Origin of the sequence: Leptolyngbya cf. ectocarpi LEGE 11479, from assembly GCF_015207065.1 — a bacterium.
GTDB lineage: Bacteria > Cyanobacteriota > Cyanobacteriia > Phormidesmidales > Phormidesmidaceae > Leptothoe > Leptothoe ectocarpi.
Map to the genome: position 1 here is coordinate 26480 of NZ_JADEXP010000007.1, position 21269 is coordinate 47748.

20 protein-coding genes are annotated in these 21269 nt (G+C 47.9%); 10 read left to right on the forward strand and 10 right to left on the reverse strand.

From position 1 onward, the window contains the following. Nucleotides 1–242 precede the first annotated feature (242 nt). The 3 genes from hmpF to IQ260_RS01945 are packed head-to-tail and all read left to right on the forward strand — an operon-like array spanning nucleotide 243 to nucleotide 2476. Nucleotides 243–1994: a pilus motility taxis protein HmpF gene (gene hmpF, locus IQ260_RS01935; protein WP_193990347.1), complete on the forward strand. Its 1752-nt coding sequence runs from the start codon at nucleotides 243–245 to the stop codon at nucleotides 1992–1994. Nucleotides 1995–2011: 17 nt separating this feature from the next. Further along, entirely contained in the window at nucleotides 2012–2230 is a 219-nt protein-coding gene (locus IQ260_RS01940) for a glycogen debranching protein (RefSeq protein WP_228015389.1), read from the forward strand. Nucleotides 2231–2266: 36 nt separating this feature from the next. Next, nucleotides 2267–2476, forward strand: coding sequence for an RNA-binding S4 domain-containing protein (locus tag IQ260_RS01945; RefSeq protein ID WP_193990351.1), 210 nt, complete (start codon nucleotides 2267–2269; stop codon nucleotides 2474–2476). Nucleotides 2477–2602: 126 nt separating this feature from the next. Here IQ260_RS01945 and hpf read toward each other — a convergent pair whose 3' ends face one another. Continuing rightward, the gene (gene hpf / locus IQ260_RS01950) at nucleotides 2603–3298 is read right to left on the reverse strand and encodes a ribosome hibernation-promoting factor, HPF/YfiA family (protein WP_193990352.1); all 696 of its coding nucleotides are present in this window, start codon (nucleotides 3296–3298) and stop codon (nucleotides 2603–2605) included. 389 nt (nucleotides 3299–3687) lie between these two features. On the opposite strand from hpf, the gene lipB reads away from it, so the two are divergent. After that, nucleotides 3688–4377, forward strand: a complete 690-nt coding sequence (lipB, locus tag IQ260_RS01955; protein ID WP_193990354.1) for a lipoyl(octanoyl) transferase LipB — start codon at nucleotides 3688–3690, stop codon at nucleotides 4375–4377. Nucleotides 4378–4427: 50 nt separating this feature from the next. After that, nucleotides 4428–4799 carry a hypothetical protein gene (locus IQ260_RS30805; RefSeq protein ID WP_228015391.1) on the forward strand — a complete coding sequence of 124 codons (372 nt, stop codon included), beginning with the start codon at nucleotides 4428–4430 and terminating at the stop codon, nucleotides 4797–4799. A gap of 86 nt (nucleotides 4800–4885) precedes the next feature. Here the strand turns inward: IQ260_RS30805 and IQ260_RS01965 are convergent, their stop codons facing one another. Beyond that, nucleotides 4886–5332, reverse strand: a complete 447-nt coding sequence (locus IQ260_RS01965; protein WP_193990356.1) for a single-stranded DNA-binding protein — start codon at nucleotides 5330–5332, stop codon at nucleotides 4886–4888. Beyond that, nucleotides 5329–7860 (reverse strand): mannose-1-phosphate guanyltransferase, encoded by a 2532-nt coding sequence (locus tag IQ260_RS01970; protein ID WP_193990357.1) that lies wholly within the window; start codon nucleotides 7858–7860, stop codon nucleotides 5329–5331. Before IQ260_RS01970 ends, IQ260_RS01965 begins: the two co-directional genes overlap by 4 nt. A 366-nt stretch (nucleotides 7861–8226) precedes the next feature. Here IQ260_RS01970 and IQ260_RS01975 point away from each other — a divergent pair, with 366 nt between their 5' ends. The 5 genes from IQ260_RS01975 to argH all read left to right on the forward strand — a co-directional run bounded on the left by IQ260_RS01975 (nucleotide 8227) and on the right by argH (nucleotide 12687). Next, a complete protein-coding gene (locus IQ260_RS01975; RefSeq protein ID WP_193990358.1) occupies nucleotides 8227–8409 on the forward strand; it encodes a hypothetical protein in 183 nt (60 codons plus the stop codon). A gap of 57 nt (nucleotides 8410–8466) precedes the next feature. Next, on the forward strand, nucleotides 8467–9135 hold the full coding sequence (locus IQ260_RS01980) for a class I SAM-dependent methyltransferase (protein ID WP_193990359.1): 669 nt from the start codon (nucleotides 8467–8469) through the stop codon (nucleotides 9133–9135). A gap of 260 nt (nucleotides 9136–9395) precedes the next feature. Then, nucleotides 9396–10874 carry a PP2C family protein-serine/threonine phosphatase gene (locus tag IQ260_RS01985; protein ID WP_193990360.1) on the forward strand — a complete coding sequence of 493 codons (1479 nt, stop codon included), beginning with the start codon at nucleotides 9396–9398 and terminating at the stop codon, nucleotides 10872–10874. Nucleotides 10875–10987: 113 nt separating this feature from the next. Continuing rightward, nucleotides 10988–11221 (forward strand): hypothetical protein, encoded by a 234-nt coding sequence (locus IQ260_RS01990; RefSeq protein ID WP_193990361.1) that lies wholly within the window; start codon nucleotides 10988–10990, stop codon nucleotides 11219–11221. A 74-nt stretch (nucleotides 11222–11295) separates the two neighbouring features. Further along, nucleotides 11296–12687: an argininosuccinate lyase gene (gene argH, locus IQ260_RS01995; protein ID WP_193990362.1), complete on the forward strand. Its 1392-nt coding sequence runs from the start codon at nucleotides 11296–11298 to the stop codon at nucleotides 12685–12687. 13 nt (nucleotides 12688–12700) lie between these two features. On the opposite strand, the gene IQ260_RS02000 is transcribed toward argH, so the two are convergent. From IQ260_RS02000 to IQ260_RS02030, 7 genes are all read right to left on the reverse strand, one after another. Further along, nucleotides 12701–13369 carry a late competence development ComFB family protein gene (locus IQ260_RS02000; RefSeq protein ID WP_265579495.1) on the reverse strand — a complete coding sequence of 223 codons (669 nt, stop codon included), beginning with the start codon at nucleotides 13367–13369 and terminating at the stop codon, nucleotides 12701–12703. A gap of 921 nt (nucleotides 13370–14290) precedes the next feature. Continuing rightward, a complete protein-coding gene (locus IQ260_RS02005; protein ID WP_193990364.1) occupies nucleotides 14291–15094 on the reverse strand; it encodes an SDR family NAD(P)-dependent oxidoreductase in 804 nt (267 codons plus the stop codon). Between the two features lie 849 nt (nucleotides 15095–15943). Further along, nucleotides 15944–16441, reverse strand: coding sequence for a hypothetical protein (locus tag IQ260_RS02010; RefSeq protein WP_193990366.1), 498 nt, complete (start codon nucleotides 16439–16441; stop codon nucleotides 15944–15946). Nucleotides 16442–16659: 218 nt separating this feature from the next. Next, a complete protein-coding gene (locus tag IQ260_RS02015) occupies nucleotides 16660–17205 on the reverse strand; it encodes a GrpB family protein (protein WP_193990367.1) in 546 nt (181 codons plus the stop codon). 121 nt (nucleotides 17206–17326) lie between these two features. Beyond that, a complete protein-coding gene (locus IQ260_RS02020) occupies nucleotides 17327–17800 on the reverse strand; it encodes an AAC(3)-I family aminoglycoside N-acetyltransferase (protein ID WP_193990369.1) in 474 nt (157 codons plus the stop codon). Continuing rightward, entirely contained in the window at nucleotides 17794–18555 is a 762-nt protein-coding gene (locus IQ260_RS02025; RefSeq protein WP_193990371.1) for a hypothetical protein, read from the reverse strand. The genes IQ260_RS02020 and IQ260_RS02025 overlap by 7 nt, the downstream gene beginning before the upstream one ends. Then, nucleotides 18552–21266: a cation-transporting P-type ATPase gene (locus IQ260_RS02030; protein WP_228015399.1), complete on the reverse strand. Its 2715-nt coding sequence runs from the start codon at nucleotides 21264–21266 to the stop codon at nucleotides 18552–18554. Before IQ260_RS02030 ends, IQ260_RS02025 begins: the two co-directional genes overlap by 4 nt. Between the last annotated feature and the right edge of the window lie 3 nt (nucleotides 21267–21269).

The following is a 21269-nucleotide window of genomic DNA, read 5'->3' on the forward strand; positions in this document are numbered from 1 at the left end:
AGGGAATTGTTTTTATAGATAGAGTTTTCCGCTTAAGGCAGATACACTGGGTGAGCTGCTCGATTTTTTAGAAACTATCGTTAACTGTAGATAAGATATTTCTCAGGTATAGCTATTGATCTTGCTGAAATATATAAATACATTGCCTTGGGCTTCTATATTACTAACTGAACGATACGTAGATGTTGTGTAGGTAAATAGCTGTTACTGATAGCTATTGGTTAGACGAAGGGGATGCCAGCGTGCGTTATTTGGCCGAAGTTCAGAAAAAAAGTGGATTTATGGGCGGCAGCCGGGCTGAGTTTAAGCTTCTGGCATGTGAACGCTCAGAACAAAATTGGAGTGCGGTGTCCGGGGATGAATTGATCCCAGCTCCAGATGATGCCGGTTACGGTGCAGGGACTCTGATTTTAATTGAACTTTCCAATGGTCGTCAGGTACAACGTCACTACGAGGCAGGACGTCAGCTAGTTAGTATTCTGCAAAACTTTTCGAGTCTCAACAAAAAGTTTAAAGCCCAGGAAGATGAGATCGAGCAGTGGAAAGAGTCTTTGACGTATCAAAGTCAGGCCCTTAATCAGCGTGAGCTGGAGTTGGAGTCTCGTGCGGATGAGGTTAAGCAAGCAGAAGCTGACCTGGCCGAGCTGGAGTCTCAGAAGGACGAATTAGAGACGTTTCGCGCAGACTTGGACGAACAGCGTCAGGACTATGAGCGGAAGAATTCGGAATTGGAAGGTGCCTGGGCCCATTTGAATGGGGAAAAGCAGAAGTTAGAAGAGCATCGTGAAGCTGTATCGGCCCAAACGGGGCTAGATGCTGGCCAAACGCAAAAACTGCGGAATGCGGTGGAGCAGCTAGTGGCCAATGTCGCCCCGATGGAGGATATGCGGCAGCAGCTGAATAGTGCTAGGACGTTTGTGGGCGAACATCAAGGACTTCTACAGGACTGGCAGCAAACGGTCAGTGAGCAGCAAGAGCAGCTGCAATCAAAGGCAGGAGATGTAGATAGGTTTAAGCAGTCTCTTCAGCAGCTTTACCAAGCGACAGATGCTGAACGGAGTGCTCTTACTCAGCTATGTATAGAACTTCAGCAGGCAAAGGTGGAGCTTGCTCAGAAAAAGCAGCAAAATCAGCTGGTATCAGAGCAGATTAACCAGCAGAGTGGTGTGTATCAGAAGGTCTATGAGCTTCTGAATACGGGTGATCAGGTCCGGCTAGGGAAAAAGATTGACCTCAGCAAGCTCGAAGAGATGTCGGTCGAGGATCTTGAGGCTTTATTGGCCAACATGGAGACAGATTTGGAGAAGATGTCTCGATTTGTTAGCGATCAAGAGGAGGAACTGACTTATCAGCAACAGGCAATTGATGAGTTAAAACAAAAGGCAGAGGCAGCCAGTGAATATGATCGGCTGCAAATTGGGGCCGAGATCAGTGATGAGCAGGATCGCTACGATATGCTCAATAAGACACTGGTGGGACAGCGACGGAATTTGCTGGAACGCGAAGAGGTTCTAAGTCAGCATCGGGCGGTTTTGCTCAGGCGTCAGGGTCAAGCTACTGTTGAGAGCCCAATCGCGGATTCTGCTGATTTGGAGCCAGTGCTAGACCATATTGATCAGGTACGGCAGGATTTGGCAGACCAGGCAACGGCATTGGAAGAGCTGATTATACAGCTGCAAACTCGCTGTGATGAGCTACAACAGCAGGTGGATGCAAAGGAAACGGCGCTGGCAACTCAGCTGACAAACCTTGAGAAAGAGCGTGACACGTTAGAGCAAGCGGTTAAGGAGTGGGCCGGATTAGAACGCGCGATCGCAACTCGCCATGAGTATCTAGGCCCTGCCACCGAAAAAATGGAGACCACTCAGCAAACTCTGGATACTGTCTTTGGCACCTTAGAACGATTCCAGGAGGTCAATGATTATCAGCTCCAGGCTATCGCTGATATGCAACAAACTATCCAAAGCCTGTCCAATGAGCCTGCTGCCGCGTAGGTTCTGCTATATTCCCAATGAGATCGGTTTTTATGATTTGGGTCAACGAGCACATCGATCCTTCAGGTATTGTGTATTCGGCGATTGCTTGCTGCGATCGCACAGCCGCCGAAGAATGCCACACAACATTTCAAGCTGCCCTGACAGATGAACAAAAAGAAGCAGGCTGGATCGCCCGGTTACGCACTGTAGACTCCTGGGATGATGTCCCCATTAGCGCACTCAAACTATCGTAATGTGGGCAATCCCCATTGCCTCACGCTACTAAACCCATGCCTGAACATTTCATAAAGCTCAGTCAGTTTCTCAAACTCAACGACTTAGTGCAGTCCGGCGGCGAAGCCAAACACCTGATTCAGGATGGCTATGTTTTAGTCAACGATGCAGTAGAACTACGACGCGGTCGTAAATTATATGCTGGGGATCGGGTTACCTTTGCGGGTCAAACCTATGATGTCACCTCTGACTCAGAGCCCCACTAAATCAGATCATCAGAATCGCATATTATCGCTAGCCTCACATAAAAAAGCTCTGGGGTGATATCAGGAATTTTATCCACACATATTACCCCAGAGCTCAAAAAATATTCTGAAACTGACTAACTGATGCTACTTACGCAGAGGCGCAGACTGTAGAGGCTTTTTTTCAGAACCGTGACTATGATTGTTCGCAGCAGCGCCATGATCGTTCTTATGGCCATTCTTATGACCATTAGTAGAACCCGCCGGACGTGGCTGAATCAACCCATAACCACCGTGATTCCTTTCATACATCACATTAATCTCACCGGTTTCTGAGTTGTAAAACACATAAAAGTCGTGATCCACAAGCTGCAGATTTTCTAGGGCTTCCTGCACCGACATCGGAGCCATGGCAAAGTACTTAGTTCTAACCACCTCTTCCGGCAGTTGAGGCTGACGCTGCTCCAACAGCTCTGTCACCTGTAGGTCAGCATCCTTAGAGCTAACATCAACCTCCATAGAACGTACCGACACATGCTCAGAACTGCGACGCTTTTCTTTGTATTTACGCAGCTGTCGGCAGATTTTATCAGCTACTAAATCAATACTGGCATAAAGGCTGTCACTGCTCTCTTCAGCTCGTACAACGGCCCGGTTTACATAAACAGTAACTTCAGCACACTGGCGCTTGGGCATGTTTGTACCACCAGCCACAGACAAGCAAACATCAACCTTGTTGATCATTCGTTGAAAATGGCTAACTGACTTCTCAATCTTCTGAGAAACATGCTGACGAATAGCCTCTGTAATTTCAATATTTTTACCTTGGATAACAAGCTTCATAGAGCTAACTCAAGTGATAAGAAGATAAGCGATTAATTTCACCCTAGCACTTTAATTCCAAGAGAGTTTTTCTGTTTAGAAACTTTTTTATCCGTTGACAATTCTTTAGACTCAACATGGGATCACTCGAGTGCTACTGCTCTCACCCTAAAGCGGAATTTCTTGTATACTAGTGATCCCATGTGGCTGACTTATTATTTTGCATTGTAATGATTAGCCCACATCACAAGGGTGTTATTGCTTATCCCCCAATCCTGTAACTGTCACTATTGTTAAACTTCAAACTAATAGCTATTCAAGATTTATTTGCGTCTTAGCGTATCAAAAGTCTAATAAATCTACGGTCAGGTAAATTACGTATCAACCCGCACAGAATCAATATTCTTCTAGTGGTTAAAGATAAAAAACTTATTATTCAAGATATTGGATTAATCACCTACAAATTGGCTTGGCAACATCAACAGGAACTCGTGTCCGAGCGAAAACGGACCCCTGATCTCGACGATGTTCTCATCCTGGCCGAACATTTACCGGTATACACCCTTGGAACCGCGTCCCAAGCGAAGTTCGTGCACTTTGACCTGGCAGATCCAAACTATGAAGTTCACCGCATAGAGCGCGGTGGAGAAGTGACTTATCACTGTCCTGGTCAACTGGTGGGATACCCGATTTTAAATTTGCATTATCATCACAAGGATTTGCATTGGTATTTGCGCCAGTTAGAAGAGGTCATTATCCATACCCTGGCCCATTTCCATCTTCCTGGACAGCGCATCAAAGGACTGACAGGCGTATGGGTTGAGGGATATAAGCTGGCCGCCATTGGCATTAAGGTAAGCCGATGGATCACGATGCATGGCTTTGCTTTAAATGTATGTCCTGACTTATCAGGGTTTAAGCACATTACTCCCTGTGGTATTGCCGAGCGTCCTGTCGGTGCTATGGCTCAATTTATACCGGGGCTTACCCCGACTGAAATTAAACCTGTTTTAGTCAGATGCTTTGCCGAAGTTTTTAACCTAACCGATATGGACTACCCCCACGGAGGACTAGTCAGGGACAAAATCACTCCGGGATAGCGAACCGTCTGACGGACCCATACAATGGTTGGATAGCGGACATTTAGCTTATGCCCGATCCTAGTTTCCCTGAATTCGCAGCCTCTAATGGATTTCATTCAGCTATTCCAACCCTGATTGGAGTCGAGAACAAATCCAGGTTTTCATCCTTTATTGACTCTACCCAGGAGCCTCAGCATTATTCCTGGCAGAACGGAGGATATGAGTATTCGTCTGAAAGTAACGCGCGACTGAGCCCCCTGACGTTTCATGCAGAACCGCTGGCTCCCCTGCGTCAGCGCGATGAGCAGGCATTAGAGGACGTCTTTGAGGATACACAGGTTGAAGACATTATTGCCGACATCTGTACCCGGTTAAAACAGCTCCATCCGGAACCCTGTTGGGACGATGATCCTTTCAATTTTTTGAGCGGATACCTATAAAATTCCAGTCAAATTCCAGCCAAGGCTAAACTGGCCCGTCTGTGCCCTGAGCAGACACAGACGAGCTGGTTTGTGTTGTTAGATGACTAAAATGGGATTTCGTCGTAATCCGGGGTTGCAGCAGGCGGGCTAGTAGCCACAGGTGGCGCAGCAGCGGCAGGGCGGCTGTTGCTAGCACTGCTGCCTTCAGAGATGGGCGGGGCCTCAGCCATCATCATGGACTGCAGCTCAGCAATGCGATGCAAGCGCTGGACGGTAATCTCTGCCTGCTTTTCTCGAAACCCTTCGGGCCGATCCACACTTTTCATCGTGAGTCGACCTTCAATTACAACCCGATCGCCTGCACCATAGCTGGAGTCCTGGATGGTTTGGGCTAAATTTCCCCAACCGACGGCCTTAAACTGAGACGGGCTATCATCTGGCCTTAGCCCCGCTATTTTGACCTTAAATTCGGCAATGGGAGTTTGATTATCGGAGGTATAGCGCAGCTGCGGTACCTCGACAATCTCTGCCATGAGGATGCAATGGTTCATACAACTTGTTCCTCTCGAATACCCTGCTCTTTTTCGATAAAACTTTGAACCCGATGACGATAATCCTGCAGATTGGTATCTACCCAGTCACGGTCTTCACCATTGGCAAAGATATGTACCAGCGGATCGCCCGCATCCGGAAGAATTAGCACCCAGCTATCGCTGGTGCGGTCAATCACTTTGACACCATCTACCAGTTCAAGCGTATCAGCAGGATGACTTTCCACAAGATAGCGCATGAGCGCACCTTTGATGGTCCATGGGCAACGCAGTGTTTGAACTCGATGGGAAATCCGTGGCAAATCGCCCCAGATGCGTCCGAGAGACTGCTCTTGAATCGTTAACATTTCAATCAATTTAGCGATGCAAAACATGGCATCAAAGCCAGGGTGGAGCTGGGGAAAGATAAAGCCCATGTCACCACTGCCACCTAACACCACATTACTGCTAGCTTGACAGGCTTCCATCAGAGCTGTGGGGTTAGCCTTGGTGCGAACCACGCTCCCCCCGTGGCGACGAGCAATTTGCTCAATCGCCCCTGAGGTATGAACGGGAACGACCACAGTTCCCTGAGGGTGAGCGGTCAAAATCATGTGGGTCATGAGCGCCGTTAGCATCTCCCCACGGATCGGTGATCCCACCTCGTCCATCAGAACTAACTGCTCGCCATTGGCAGAGACTTGTACCCCAAAGGTGGCTTGTAAGGCTTGTACCACCTGACCTAGCTGACCTAGCATACCCTCCCGTTCAGACAGAGAAGGCGCTGTCTGGCTCAGACTAGCGTTGAGCACAACCGCATCACAGCCAAATTTCCCAAGTAATCGGGGCAGGACCGCACCGGAAACTGCATAGGCGTAATCGATCACAACCTTAGACTTGCTATGGCGGATAGAGCCGACGCTCAGGCGTTTTTCAAACTCGGTCGTATAAGTGTCTACCAGGTTGGTTGGGTAGGAGACTTCACCAATTTCATGGATTTGAGACCGTCGCAGATTTTCTTTAAAGTAAGAACCTTCGATTTTCTTTTCTTTGCCCTTGGGAATATCGATGCCTTTTTTATCAAAAAACTCAATCAGGATCTGATCGGCTCGGTCAGGATGGAGCCGCACATGAATGCCTCCAGCCACATCCAGTGTGGGAATAATAGTACGGGCAACCGGTATGGCTGTGGCTTCTAGGTTTTGGATATTGATGCCAACGGACATGAGTCCGGCAATTAGCGATCGCGACACCATCCGCGAAATACTACGCTGGTCCCGTGAGACCGTAACATAGGAACCCGGTTTCAAAATAGACCCGTAGGCCGCCCCCAGCTTGACCGCAAACTCAGGAGTAATATCAATGTTGGCAAGGCCTGTGACTCCACGTTGACCAAACAGATTGCGTTGAGCTGTATTACCCCAAATCAGATTGATATTTAGAGTTGCCCCAGACTCGATCCGTTTACTGGGCCAAACCCTCACCCCTGGACTAATTTGCGCCTCTTCCCCCACTGTAGAGAGTGCCCCTACAACAGCCCCTTCCAGAACATGTGCCCGTCGATCAGCACGGGTACCACGAGCAATCACACAAGCCCGCAGATGGGTTTCATCACCAATGATCGCCCCGTTCCAAATAATGGGCCGTTTGAGATCTGCATCACTGCCAACCGTCACATTATCACCGATGACCGTACCTGGCTCTAAGGTGACCCGAGCGCCAATCCGGCAGTTACGGCCAATCAAAACAGGAGGCTTGATCGTCGCTGTTGGATCAATATGGGTATTCTGTCCCACATATAATCCGGCTGAAACTTCAGGGTAGGCAAAATCCACCAGCACTTTGCCTTCTAGAGCATCGTACTGAGCTTCACGATAGGCTTCGAGATGGCCTACATCGCACCAGTAGCCATCAGCCACATAGCCATACATGGGCTCACCCTTTTCAAGCAGCAAGGGAAAAAGATCTTTCGAAAAGTCCTGCTCCTGGTTGGCAGGTAGATAGTCTAAGACCTCAGGCTCCAGAATATAAGTACCCGTATTAACCGTATCTGAAAAAATTTCACTGGTAGAAGGTTTTTCTAAAAACCGTTTGATGCGGTTCTCTTCATCGGTGATTACCACCCCAAACTCAATCGGGTTAGGCACCCGAGTCAAGACAAGCGTTGCTTTAGACCCCTTTTCCTTATGAAAACGAACGGCTTCTTTTAGATCAAAATCGGTAATACTATCACCGCTAATCACCAGAAACGTATCATCTAGCAGCTCCGCAATATTTTTTACACAGCCTGCCGTCCCTAACGGCTGATCTTCCTCAACGGCATAGGTCATTTGTACCCCAAAGTCATGCCCGTCCTGAAAGTAGTCCCGCATGACATCGGGTAGGTAATACAGAGTAGCAATCACTTCCTTAATGTCATGCCGCTTTAGCAAATTGACAATATGCTCTGCGATAGGCCGGTTGAGCACAGGAACCATGGGCTTAGGCAGGTCACAAGTCAGAGGTCGAAGCCGGGTGCCGGAACCACCAGCCATGAGTACTGCGCGCATAAATCCTCCTATGATTTCGTGGAAATTCAAACAATTGTTATTGGATATTCGTCGTCAATGGCTAACGACGCTACCCTGTGAACTGCACCCGTACAGTGTTTGCCACGAGTGATGTTTTTTTCCCGTCTTAGTTAATTGTATTCATTGTTAATTGTACTTGTTTTATTAAGCTCACCTTCATATTCATTAAGACACTCTTTAAATCACTAGTCTGGTATCACACTTTGATATGAACGCGATGGCACCGTCCACCAACCGCAGCTGTAGGTTTCGGCTAGTCACATCGGCTAGTCATATTGGTGGGGCCATAGGATAAATCTCGACTAAATCTCGATCAACAGAATCACTAAAAGGACACACAAACCGATGACAACCCTATTAGGACTTTTATTAGTAGTTGGATATAGCTATGGAGCTTGGAAATTTTGGACTGGATTTAACCGCACTAATTTCAGTAGCGGCAAGCTTTATCTAACGCTGCTGTGGCCTGTGTTTATTATTAGCGCTTCCTATCGTCAGAACTTTACCAAAGCCCTAAAAGGACGTTAGCTCCACGCTAGCCATCACGCTAGCCATCGTGAATCTACAAGAAATAGGACATTTGAAATGGTAGTAGGCCAGTTGCAGGCGGTTGCGCAAAGATTTGACCAGGAGTATCGAGGCGAATCATTTGAGCTACCGGACGAGGTCGAAGAGATGGCTGTGTTTAGAGAATGGGTTGCTGGCAGCTTGACACCGCGCATTACCAGTAAGTTTTGGGAGCTGGCCAAGCCGAAAAAAGGTCAGCGCTGTCTAGACCTAGGCTGCGGTCTCAGTTTTTTGATTTATCCCTGGAAAGAGTGGAAAGCCACATTTGTCGGCCAAGATATCAGCCAAGTTGCCCAAGCAGCGTTAAATCAACGTGGCCCTCAGCTGGATTCAAAGCTCTTTAAGGGGGTACAGCTAGCACCTGCCCATAAGCTGGACTACGAACCAGCGACGTTTGACCTGGTCATCGCCACCGGGGTGAGTTGTTATTACCCACTGCACTATTGGGAGCAGGTAATGACAGCTGTGAAGCCTTGCCTAAAGCCAGGAGGCAACTTTGTCTTTGATGTCATCAATCCTGAGCAAGAGCTGGCGGAAAATTGGGCAATTTTAGAAACCTACCTAGGGGCTGACGTTGAACTGGTGGACTTAAAACAATGGCGAGCTTTGATCAAAGCGATGGGAGCTAAAGTCAGTAAACAATCGGCAGGTGAGGTTTTCCAGTTGTATCGAGTGCAATGGAATTAATCGAGAGATGGGCATCGTAAAGAAGAATGGCTGAGCATCCCGACGATTATTTGCGGAAAACCGCCCTTGACGGTTACGGCTGAAGTGCTATGTTGGTGTCTAAATTTTTGCGGCAGCAATTTTGTTTGAAGACGTATAGTTAACGTTAAATATCTCGCAGTTGCCAAGTGTGACCTTGACCGCTATATTGCCTTCCATTCACTCGTAATTCTCAACCGCTCTATTGATCTTAGATACCGGCCATACCGTCGCTTGTGATTATGTCGCCTAGCCCTTCGCTACCCTTCAATTCCCTTCCCGAGGGCAGCACTCTTCCCGGCGGTACACCTGTCTTTGCGCTCAAAGAACTGGTGGCACGACTGCAGCGAGAGCAATACAAGATTCAGGATTTGCTCAGCTCTTTGGGATTTGCCCTGAGAAGTCTGAATAATATTAGTCAGTTTTTAGAACTGATTCCTATGATTGCCAGCCGGGTTACAGACGCGACGGGTGGTGCGTTGGTCTTATTTCGCCCCAATGGTCAGCTACGTTTAGAGCGTCTTTACTGTCCGACCAATGATACCGGTCAAACGGTGCGCTATGCCCTAGAGTCGGCTACACGCCAGATTACTTCGTCCTTGGCGGCTTCCCTAGGGACAAAGGAGAAAGATGGTGAGACGGTTGCTCTCACCCATCAGGCAGCTCGCAGTGCCATGGTTACCCTTGACCAGCAGCTAAACCATTTTCTATCCCCTGATCTAAAGCTGTTTGGCACATCGATTATTGTCCAAAACGTGGAGCGCGGACGTCTCTATGTTTTTAGTGATGATAGAGACTATGCCTGGACTGAAACTCGGCAGAAGCTAGTCCGTTTGGTGGCTGATCAAACAGCCGTAGCTATTGAAAATGACGAGCTGACCCTAGCTCTGCGCAAAAAAGAACGTTTGGATCGTGAATTAGAGCTAGGAGCCGAAATCCAAGAAAAATTGCTGCCTCGCCAATGCCCGATCATTGAAGGGGTGGATTTAGCAGCTCGCTGTCTGACAGCCCAAAAGGTTGGGGGAGACTATTACGATTTTATTCCCACCACCTATGATCAGCTGCGCAGCCCGAGCACACAGCAATCATCTGCCCAGCCCTGGAGCATTGCCATCGGTGATGTGATGGGAAAAGGTGTGCCTGCGGCTTTAATTATGACCATGTTGCGGGGGATGTTGCGGGCCGAAGTACTCAACGATCACTCCCCTGGCCAAATTTTGCAGAATCTCAACTGCGTCATGCACAACGATTTAGAAAGTTCTAATCGGTTTGTGACGTTGTTTTATGCAGAGTACGATCCTAGAACACAGTTATTTGCCTATGGCAATGCGGCCCATAACCCCCCCCTGCTGTGGCAGGCTGCCACTAATACCATTGGCCGTCTAGATGCTGATGGCATGCTGTTGGGTCTAGATATTGACACCCGCTACCATGAGGGCCAAATGCAGCTCTATCCGGGAGACGTGGTGATTTTTTATACCGATGGCTTTACCGATGCTGCCAATATTCGGGGTGAACGGTTTGATGAAGATAACTTGATCAAGGCTGTCTGCTGGGCTTGCCGAAATCTGGAGAGCTCCCAAGAGATTCTAGAGTATCTGTTTAATCTATTGCGTCACTTTATTGGTCCTGATCGTTCAAAGGATGACGATACTACGCTGGTGGTGATGAAGGTGACTCAACCAGCGGAATTTCGTCAGCTATCTGCGATTGAATCGTAGAGTCGTTCCATAGAACAACGACTCTACGGTTTGGTAAATGGCTTGATGTTATTGAGGTGGGGTGCAATGATCGGGTTGCCAACTTTTTATCTACCGTTTTTTTGCTAGCCCCCATGAAAATCGATACATATTCTGGTTTCCTGAGCGATTTTGCAGATCCAACTGCACCCGTGCTAGGTCAGGCAGTTCCTGCAGCCACCACCCCTGTTATTGCCCAACAGTTCGAGGACAACTTTTTTGATCATTCGGGGGATATTTTAGGCAACTTTGTGGAGTCTGGTCAGCTGTGGGCGTTGTTGATTGGCATTGTGGTCGGCTATGTAATTCGAGGTGTTACCACTTACTAGCTGGCATCGTCATGGGGTAATCTCAGTCAACGTGTGTCGATGATTCGATACCTTGGCTATTTTCAGGAGTTTTCATGAGCACGCCATCCACCCCTTGGAGTCAGCGATTTGAAACGGGACTGCATCCGATTGTTGCTGAGTTTAATGCCAGTATTGGTTTTGATATTGCCCTGGTTGAATATGATCTGACGGGATCTCAAGCCCATGCCAAGATGCTGGCTAAGGTGGGGATTATCTCAGAGGCAGAAGGTCAGCAGCTGGTGGATGGTCTGGAAGCCATTCGGCAGGAATATCGCCAGGGGACGTTTACCCCTGGTGTGGATGAAGAGGATATCCATTTTGCGGTGGAGCGCCGTCTTACTGAGCGCTTAGGTGCCCTGGGGAAAAAACTGCATACGGGACGTTCGCGCAACGATCAGGTGGGTACGGATATTCGGTTGTATTTGCGATCGCACATCCACATCCTACGCACCCTGCTCCGAGAGTTTCAAAAAGCGCTACTGACCCACGCCACAGAGCATGTAGACACTCTGATTCCCGGATATACTCACCTGCAGCGAGCCCAGCCCCTGAGTTTGGCCCATCATCTACTGGCCTATGTGGATATGGCCCAGCGCGACTATGAACGTCTGGGAGATGTTGTCAAACGGGTCAACACCTCTCCCTTGGGGGCCGGGGCCTTAGCCGGTACCCCCTTCCCCATCGACCGTCAGTACACAGCCGAGCAGCTAGGCTTTGAGCGCATCTATACCAATAGTCTAGACGCCGTCAGTGACCGAGATTTTGCCATCGAGTTTGCCAGTGCCGCCAGTCTGATCATGGTCCATCTCTCTCGCCTCGCTGAGGAGATCATTTTTTGGGCTTCAGAGGAATTTCGGTTTGTGACACTGACTGACAGCTGCTCCACTGGCTCAAGTATTATGCCCCAAAAGAAAAATCCCGACGTGCCTGAACTGGTGCGGGGTAAAACCGGGCGAGTCTTTGGCCATTTACAGGGTTTGCTGACCGTGATGAAGGGACTGCCCCTGGCCTATAACAAGGATTTACAAGAAGATAAGGAAGCCTTGTTTGACACCGTGAATACGGTGCAAACCTGTCTCCAAGCCATGACGATTTTGCTGCACCAGGGTTTAGAGTTTCGTCCCCAGCGGCTGGCCGAAGCTGTCGCTAGCGATTTCTCTAACGCCACTGATGTAGCTGACTATTTGGCAGCTAAGGGAGTGCCCTTTCGGGATGCCTATAACCTGGTGGGTACGGTGGTAAAAACGTCCCTGGCCGCTGGAAAACTGCTGAAAGATCTGACCTTGGATGAATGGCAGGCCATTCATCCGGCGTTTGAAAATGATATCTATGATGCGATCGCACCGAAACAGGTCGTCGCTGCCCGCAATAGCCTAGGCGGTACCGGCTTTGACCAAGTCAGACAGGCCCTAACAAAGGCTCTAGAAATAATTGAGGCCGACTAGCCTATAGGTTTCTTTACCGATACCGAGAATCATTCCAGTCGTAGCCTGAAGGTGACGATGGCGGTGCCGACCCGCGATATCCATGATCTCGCTTGGGATGCCAGGTCGTCTCGCCATAGGTACCCGGTCGCCACACCGAACCATGATGGTGATCTGGATGATGGGGTTTCGTGTGATGTCCCGTTGCATAGGCCGCCGCTGCATACTCATCTGCTGTATGAGCAGCGGCCCCAACATAGGGCGCAGTCGGAGTCGGAGACATATGATGAATACTACTCTCATCAACTGGAACCGTTCCGCGTCTGGCAGCTCCAGCTCGCTGACACTTACGTAATAGAGATTCCCAAGTGAGGTTAGGCTGACCTAACGCGGCTCGAAACTTTTCTAACAGAGCCGCATTAGCAACTACTGCAGACGAGGGACGCACCAACGGACGAGACGCTCGTAGAGGGTCTACCTGAACCGCCGCAATCGCCCGTCTGACAGCATTACTCACTTCTTTATGCAGTTCGTGTTTGGCCCTTTGGTACTGAGCTTGCCAACCTTTTTCACTCACCGCATACAATGACGGCAACCGATTTAAAGCATGGGTTTCAACCTCAATCGGCTTAACATATTTGAGAACACGAGTTGGTAGCTGGCGCAGCTGCTGCTCAACCTCTTCTGCTACCAAAAGTTCCATGACGTTAATGTAATCCCGCGGGGGAGGTGTTTTCACATCAACCATGGCATTCGTCACCTACTTAACAACAATCCTGGCTTAGTTAAGCCTGCTCAATCAGGTCATTGGACCTAGGTATGCGCTATTGAAACTGATTCCAGCTACGACAGCCCATGGGGTGACACACATAAAAGTGACACTTAAAGAAACGCTCCAGGCATAAAAAGGCACGGATTTGGTAACCACAAGTACGCCTTAATTACGCAGGAATAGATCCAAATCACAGCTCGATATTTCCGGATCGGTATTCGCAAATCAGGACAACTATCGGCCAAAACTCTCAAGTTATCCGGTGGCGCTCGTAACTACGAAGCCTTATACGAGGGGTGTTACACCCTACTTAGTATAACTACCCCACTGCCAAATTGGGCAGCAAAGTAGGCAAAAGCTGGTGTATCTATCTACACAAAAAACAATGGAATAAACACGTTATTCCCCTAGCCAATCGATAGCGCTACCGGCAATCGAATTAAATATGAAGATCCACTTCTTTTAGAAGCGCATTATTTGTTTATATAAGTATATATTGGATGTCAATAGACCGATGCAAACAGCAGTATATGGAGAAAAGAAGGCATTTAACTAATCTACTGCTAATAATTAGGAAAAAATTTTGTCATCAATTGACCATGGGCGATATTGCTTTTCTTATCGGCTTAATTGGTCTATTTAGCATTCTGATGATGACAGACAATGATTAACAGTAAGTGAGTCATCTTTTACTCTATTAGAACTACAAAAGACACAGTGCCTAATAGCTAGCTAAACCTGGTTTGTGCCCATTGTACGTAAAAATAATCTCAGACAGCTTGCTGATTTAGCACGCAAGCTGCCTGAAAAGTGCGCTATTTAGAGAATCGCTGCCCGCTGGGGCGCGCTCAGCTATATTCCTTTTGGTCTGGAATAGGCTGGGGTGGACTGACCTGGCTTAGATAGACTAATAACCGCATCCATCAGCTGAGGTAAAAATCGCTGGAGCCAGAGAGCCGCATGACTTTGCCATCCAACCGTAATTTCTGTATGACGGGATTTAAGACCGGTGATCAGACGTTTGGCCACATGGTGGGCACTGAGGGGCATCACCCCATGGAATACATTAAGCTCTTGCACCATGTCGGTATCTGTCAGGGAGGGCAATAGGCTCACTACCCGAACACCGTGGGGAGCTAGCTCATGACGCAGGGCTTGGGTAAACCCGACGATGGCAAACTTGGTAGCCGAATAGGTGGCCATGGTAGGAGCCGCCACTTTACCCATCAGGCTAGAGACATTGACAATGGTGCCCTGACGGCGCGAGGCCATGCGACGTCCCACCAACCAGGTGACCGTATATAGCCCCATTAGATTCGTAGACATTTCCGAGTGGGCCTGACCTAGATTACTTTGCAGAAAATTAGCCTGGTAGGCAATACCCGCGCAGTTGACTAACAAATGAAACGGCCCGTAGTCTTTCCAAGCCTGGGCAACAACAATATTGACAGCAGTTGGTTCAGTCAGATCAACAGAGAACGGAATACCTTGAGTGCCATACTGACGAATTTCTGTCGCCACTTCCTGCAATCGTTGGCGATTACGAGCAACCAGTAGTATGTGGCTAGCCCCTTGCTTGGCAAGTTCGATGGCAATGGCACGGCCAATACCACGTGAGGCTCCGGTGACCAGAGCCGTTTTTCCTTTCATATCCATAGGGTAAAAATCTCCAAAGGTATCTGAAACCAGGTCTTATCAAAAAGACAGATGGAATCAAGACTGTGCGGATGTCAAAATATTCTTGGGGGCGGGAACCTAGAGGGCTTATTATCTATGCCAAAATCCTCTAGCTATCGCTGCTGAGTTTTGGTATGAATCAATCTGCGGTCTATTAATGAGTTGTAGTAACAACTGACACAATTAATCTCCAAATCAGCGACAGAACAGATGAATCGGATAGTAACCGTAATGCATGGGTGATCATTTCAAACTGCATCACAAACAATTCATGGGTCACACCTTAGCAATTAGAAACAATAGCTGCAACATTTGTTTAAAGAAAGCATGATATTTCTAGAAATATGAGAGTGCTTTTTCTTTGAATTGTCTTGCTACACAAGGGGCTCGCTAATTTTCTGGAGCTATAAAATTTCTTTCAACGGATTATGCTGAGTAGGGCAACCTTTTTTCTCATAAACTCCGTATTTGAGGGTGATTTAGATTGACTTGAATTTTGCAAAGCCCTTTACTGAAGAGATTTTCATGAATATTTAGGGCTCTCATAATTGCGCTATGACCTGAAGCGCAGAGGGTGACACCCCCAGTACTGTAAGAATTACGGTAACCCGTGACTATTTTGAAAAAGTGCTTTAGAGTACAAACCTTCTGATTAGTTTTTTTTATAAATCTTTCTGCTAGCACCAGGGATTGAGTGGGTACAAAAAATAAAATGGTTCAATAACTGTTGTTTGACTTCAACTATTGCAAAATTGTCATTGTGTTGTTGTCAAAGTGGAGAGGTTGCCAGAGACCGCCAGTATGCTCAACACCTACCGGCGATCGCCCTCATTTCAATACAGTCCCCATTACACAGAATTTTTTGAGTGAGTAATCTAAACGTTCTGGTGTTTTAAGGGGTTGAAGACCACCTAGTTCATCTAAGCCTTGACCGATTGCATTACTCGTTTTCAGTATCTCTTGTGTTTGGAGAGCGTCGGTATTTAAGCTGGCTACTAAATCCTGTGCTTTTTGATAGATAGTTTCTGTTTGACGAACGGGTAGCTGAAATGAAAATTCATCACTGCCCTGGATTCCTTTAACCTGCGCGACAAAAGCCCCTTCCCTCTCAGAAGTTATACCTTGAACCTGGAACGATGACATTTGGGTGATTAAACTCTCAATTTCAGGGTCTGATTTTTCCCTCATGCATGCATATTCGATATAGCTATCATCTCCTTGCTGCATAAGAGACAAATAGTTTGCTGTAACGGATTGTGGGGTTTCGCTATGACTGCATCCTGCTAGCAAGCTTACAATCAGAAGCTGGGATAAGTTAATTTTCATTTATAATGATTCATAGATAGACCACCTGTATCCGCATCGGTAGTTACTGTTGATCCGGTAAATCTATTGAGTCAGGCCTTAAACTTTATAGTCACATATTTTTTTCAAGTCTAGGGAACATTTTGAAGCGAAACTATTACAGTCTATCAGAGCACTTTGATCAGTTCGATTCATCGTCCGAATCAGCAACAGTAACAACTAGAACTCTCTTTGGATAGTCATGAAACAGCTGGCCGCTGCTCCCTTTGTAGGATTCGCCATTGAGCTGCATTTTTATCCATTTCTCTAATAAATCCATCTTTGCCATCCATATATCCATCAATATCTGTAGGATATTCTCTTGCTAGCTTGCGCTTTAATTCGCTATATCTCTGCGCATCGTCAGGATGGGCAATCATATAATCTCGAAATGCCAAATGCCGCTCTACTTGATCTGAACCCACCTCGAAAGTATGAACATGATGGGTTCTATCTCCGGCTTGATTATTTTTTCGGAAGTATCGACGCCCCGGAATGCCAAATTCACCCATCACTTCATAGCCCAGGGATTCCATTAAAGAGTTCTGCTGATCCAGTTGAACAATATTATTGACCTCAACTAACAAATCGATAATGGGCTTGGCATAGATGCTGGGAATAGCCGTGCTCCCAATGTGGTGTATGGCAACAACATTTTCACCCAGGGTATCAGTGATTTGTTTCAATTCAATGTCAAAGATCTTTCGCCAGCTAGGATCGTGCGGGACGACTTCTACTTTCCTCATGATTTGAGCATCTTACCGATAACTTTCAACTATAGTCTAACCAAACAGATAATACAGCCTGACGTTTTACTGATCGCCTACGAGGTTTCTACGATACACTGTTCAGGCTATTCCAATAGGGCTATTTGCTGTGTTCACCACCAATAGCAATATCAAAGTGTAAGACGTCCTCACGCTTGCCCAGTTTGGTGTATAGCGCAATAGCGGGCTCGTCTTCGACGCCAGTATCGGCCTGGACAAATATCACATAAACACCACGTTCAGCAGCGATTTCTTTTAGCTTTTCAATGAGAGCTGTTGCAATACCTTCGCGCCGATGCGGCAATGCGACGGCAAGATCGTAAATATAGATTTCACTACGCTCCTGCTCAAACTTTCTCAGCTCATAGGCCGCGATACCACCCACCACTTCGCCGTTCTTCACGGCAGCCAGCGCAATAAACGTATCACTGCCAAGCAATCGACGCAAATAGTCTGCACTCGGGCAGTTGGCAGTATACGTTTCCACGTCGTCGAACGCCTCGCCAAAGGTCATCATCAGCGCCTTCATCGGCGGGATATCATTCGGGGTGAGGTGGTGAATATCGATTACCATTGGCTGTGGATCGGATTGTTATGCTGAGCTTGATGTAAGGCCCATGCTAAACCTGCATGCTGGCTCAACCCTTGAGGTTTATAACCTAGCGCATGGGCAACTTGATCGCCAAACAAGCAGGTCATAATTGTTGCATAATCTTGAGTCAGCAGATAGGGGGAGATGATCTTGTGGGTGTAGGCCATATCATCTTTCTCAAGGGTGGGGTGTTGGCACCCTGCCATGGCCATGGCGTATCCTTCTTGATTCAGCATCTCTTGCAGCGTGTGTGCCAATCCATGTTGTTGAATGTACGCAGCACGATACACCGTGATTAATGTCTCTTCTTGCACTTTTTGTACGGAGGGCTCTTCGCTTGTCCATAGGAGCACGCTCAACCATCCGCGCTTGAGATGGTTTTGCATTTCAAAGCGGATACTAAATTCACTGGTGTAACGATTGGTCCATGCGCCCATGCGATCGTCAGCGATGACCAACCCTAGTTTGAATGCGCTGGCAATATCGTCCCACTGGTTAAGAGTTTTTGCGATCGCATCTTTTGCGATCCCATCTGCATTCATCGCCAGCAGCGTATCCAGCATTGTGGGTACATGTGACTGCCCCATTGGATTCATCACTACCATGGGCAACAGGTCAACATCCGATGCATCGGCATTGAGCATTGTTTCGAGATAAACGCGAAAGCGCTCCTGTCCCTGTGGGATGTTGTAGAGCTCGCGCTGAAGTTGAATTAATGGTACAAATTCAATTTTCATGATGGATCGATACGGTTTGCCAACATTGCTATAGGCAACATCGGTAACATCGGTAAGCAACAGATGAGCCATTGATTCCACGTCAAGGGTGCCGTTGCAAATAGGATATTCATCACTCCCCACTGGCTAAACAAAACTTGTAAAGCAATGGCCACCGCAATACCCACGAGCAAAATTGGTGAATTGACGATGGAGCGTGACTTACCTTGTAAATAGGCCACTAAGCTCTTCCCTAGTTGTCCAATACTGAGCAGATAGATCACTCGTGCCGCCACAAGTGATTGAATCGCCATTGTACGAGCAACGGTAATATCTCCCATTGTGAATTCCGCCCACTCAAAAATGCCAAAAATGAGCACCCAGTTAAATAATGAAACCACCAAGATTCGGTGTAGTAGTTTTTTAGTGATTAAAGGCTCGTTGGGATTACGAGGGGATGCCTGCATAATCCCAGGAGATTTGGCTTCAAATGCAAGGGGTACGGTCATGGTGATGGAGTTGATCATGTTCAGCCAAAGCACCTGTAGCGAAAGGATGGGTAAATCCCGTGCTAACAAAGCACTGATGAGAATGGTCATGGATTCCCCACCATTAACAGGCAAAAGAAATGCGATCGCTTTGCGCAAGTTTTGATAAACGGTCCGTCCTTCTTCAATCGCCGCTTCGATGGAGGCAAAGTTATCATCAGTCAGGAGCATATCTGCCGCTTCACGGGCAACTTCGGTTCCTCCTTTCCCCATGGCAATGCCAATATCGGCTTGTTTCAGAGCGGGTGCATCATTCACACCATCCCCTGTCATGGCCACGACGTCCCCTTTGGACTGGAGTGCTTCGACCAGCTGTAGCTTCTGGGCTGGGGCAACCCTGGCAAAGACTGCTCCCTCTTCAATCGCGGCAACAATTTGGTGATCGTCCATTTTCGCCAATTGTTTGCCATCAAAGGCGATAACGCTGTCGGCAGTTTGAATGCCCATGCGCTGCGCGATCGCCCGTGCCGTAGCAATATGATCGCCGGTAATCATCTTGACCCGAATCCCCGCCGTCTGACAGGAATGAATTGCGGCGATCGCCTCTGGCCGGGGTGGGTCGATCATGCCTTGTAAGCCTAGAAATATCAAACCTGTTTCAATATCTTCATGATCGATAGAATGCTGATGGGACTCCACTGCTTTTTTTGCAAAGGCGAGAACCCGGAGCCCGTCTTCTGCCATCATGTCGACCGCTTGTTCAATCTGGGCAGAGTCAAGGACGATCATCTGTCCCTGCCCATCCATCATCTGAGAACAACGAGATATCAATGCCTCCACCGAGCCCTTCACGTAGATCGTGCGAGACTCACCATCATGGAGGGTGGCCATATATTGATACTGTGACTCAAAAGGAATCGCATCCAACCTTGGTCTGGCAGCCACCAAACCTGATTGACTCAGCCCTGCTTTCGCTGCTGATGCAATCAGCGCCCCTTCCGTAGGATCGCCAACCACCGACCAATCTTCTCCCGTTTGTTTTAACTGAGAGTCATTACACAGCAATCCAGCCACCAGACAATCCTGCAGAGTCCGTGACAGTCCATCCTCAAATGGACTGCTACCACTGGTGCTCAGGCTAATTTCACCTTTGGGGCTATAGCCACCTCCACTCACTCCATAATGTTGCCCTCCAACATACATTGTCTGTACCGTCATTTGATTTTCAGTCAGCGTTCCAGTTTTGTCAGAACAAATCACAGTGGCACTTCCCAATGCTTCCACCGCTGGCAGCTTACGAATAATGGCATGACGACTTGCCATGCGGTTAACCCCAATTGCCAGGGTAATGGTGACTACTGCTGGCAGTCCTTCTGGAATGGCGCTCACCGCAAGGGAAACCGTGGCTTCAAACATATAAATCCAGGATTCTCCCTGTCCCACGCCGATAGCAAAGGTGAGGGTTGCCAGGGTCAAGATTGCGTAGAGCAGCGTACGGCTAAATTTTTCAAACTTGCGGGTCAGCGGTGTTGAGAGGCTAATCTGACGTTCCATCGATTGCGAAATTTGCCCCACTTCGGTGGCATTGGCTGTCGATACCACCAGCCCCTTACCCTGCCCAAAGGTAATAAAACTCCCGGCATAGGCCATATTTATCCGGTCGGCAAGGCCGGTATCGGACGGTAAACATTGGAGCGACTTCTCGATTGGAACGGCTTCTCCCGTCAGGGCAGATTCATCGACTTGTAAATTACGGGCCTGCAGCAACCGTAAGTCTGCGGGGACTTTATCTCCCGATGCCAACAAAACGATATCCCCTGGCACTAAATCTCGCGAAGGAATCCGCAGGTTTTGTCCTTCCCGTACTACCAATGCCTCGGTCGTAACCGCTTTAGCCAGTGAGGCGATTGCCCCCTCGGCCTTCGCTTCTTGAACATAACCAATGACTGCATTGATAACAGTCACTCCCCAGATCACAAATGCATTTGTCCACGAACCGAGGAATGCCTTAACAGCTCCAGCCAGCAACAAAATGTAGAGTAATGGCTGATGAAACTGCAACAAAAATCTTAACCAAGCTGGTTTTCCTGGCTTAAACTGCAGCTCATTCCAACCATATTTTTCATAGCGTCTGGCCACTTCTTCTGCCGATAGGCCGATTGTGACATCACTCGCAAAGTATTCAAGTACCTCTTGCTCAGAAAGTTGATGGTACACAGGCAATGACTGTTGAGCTAGCATCATACC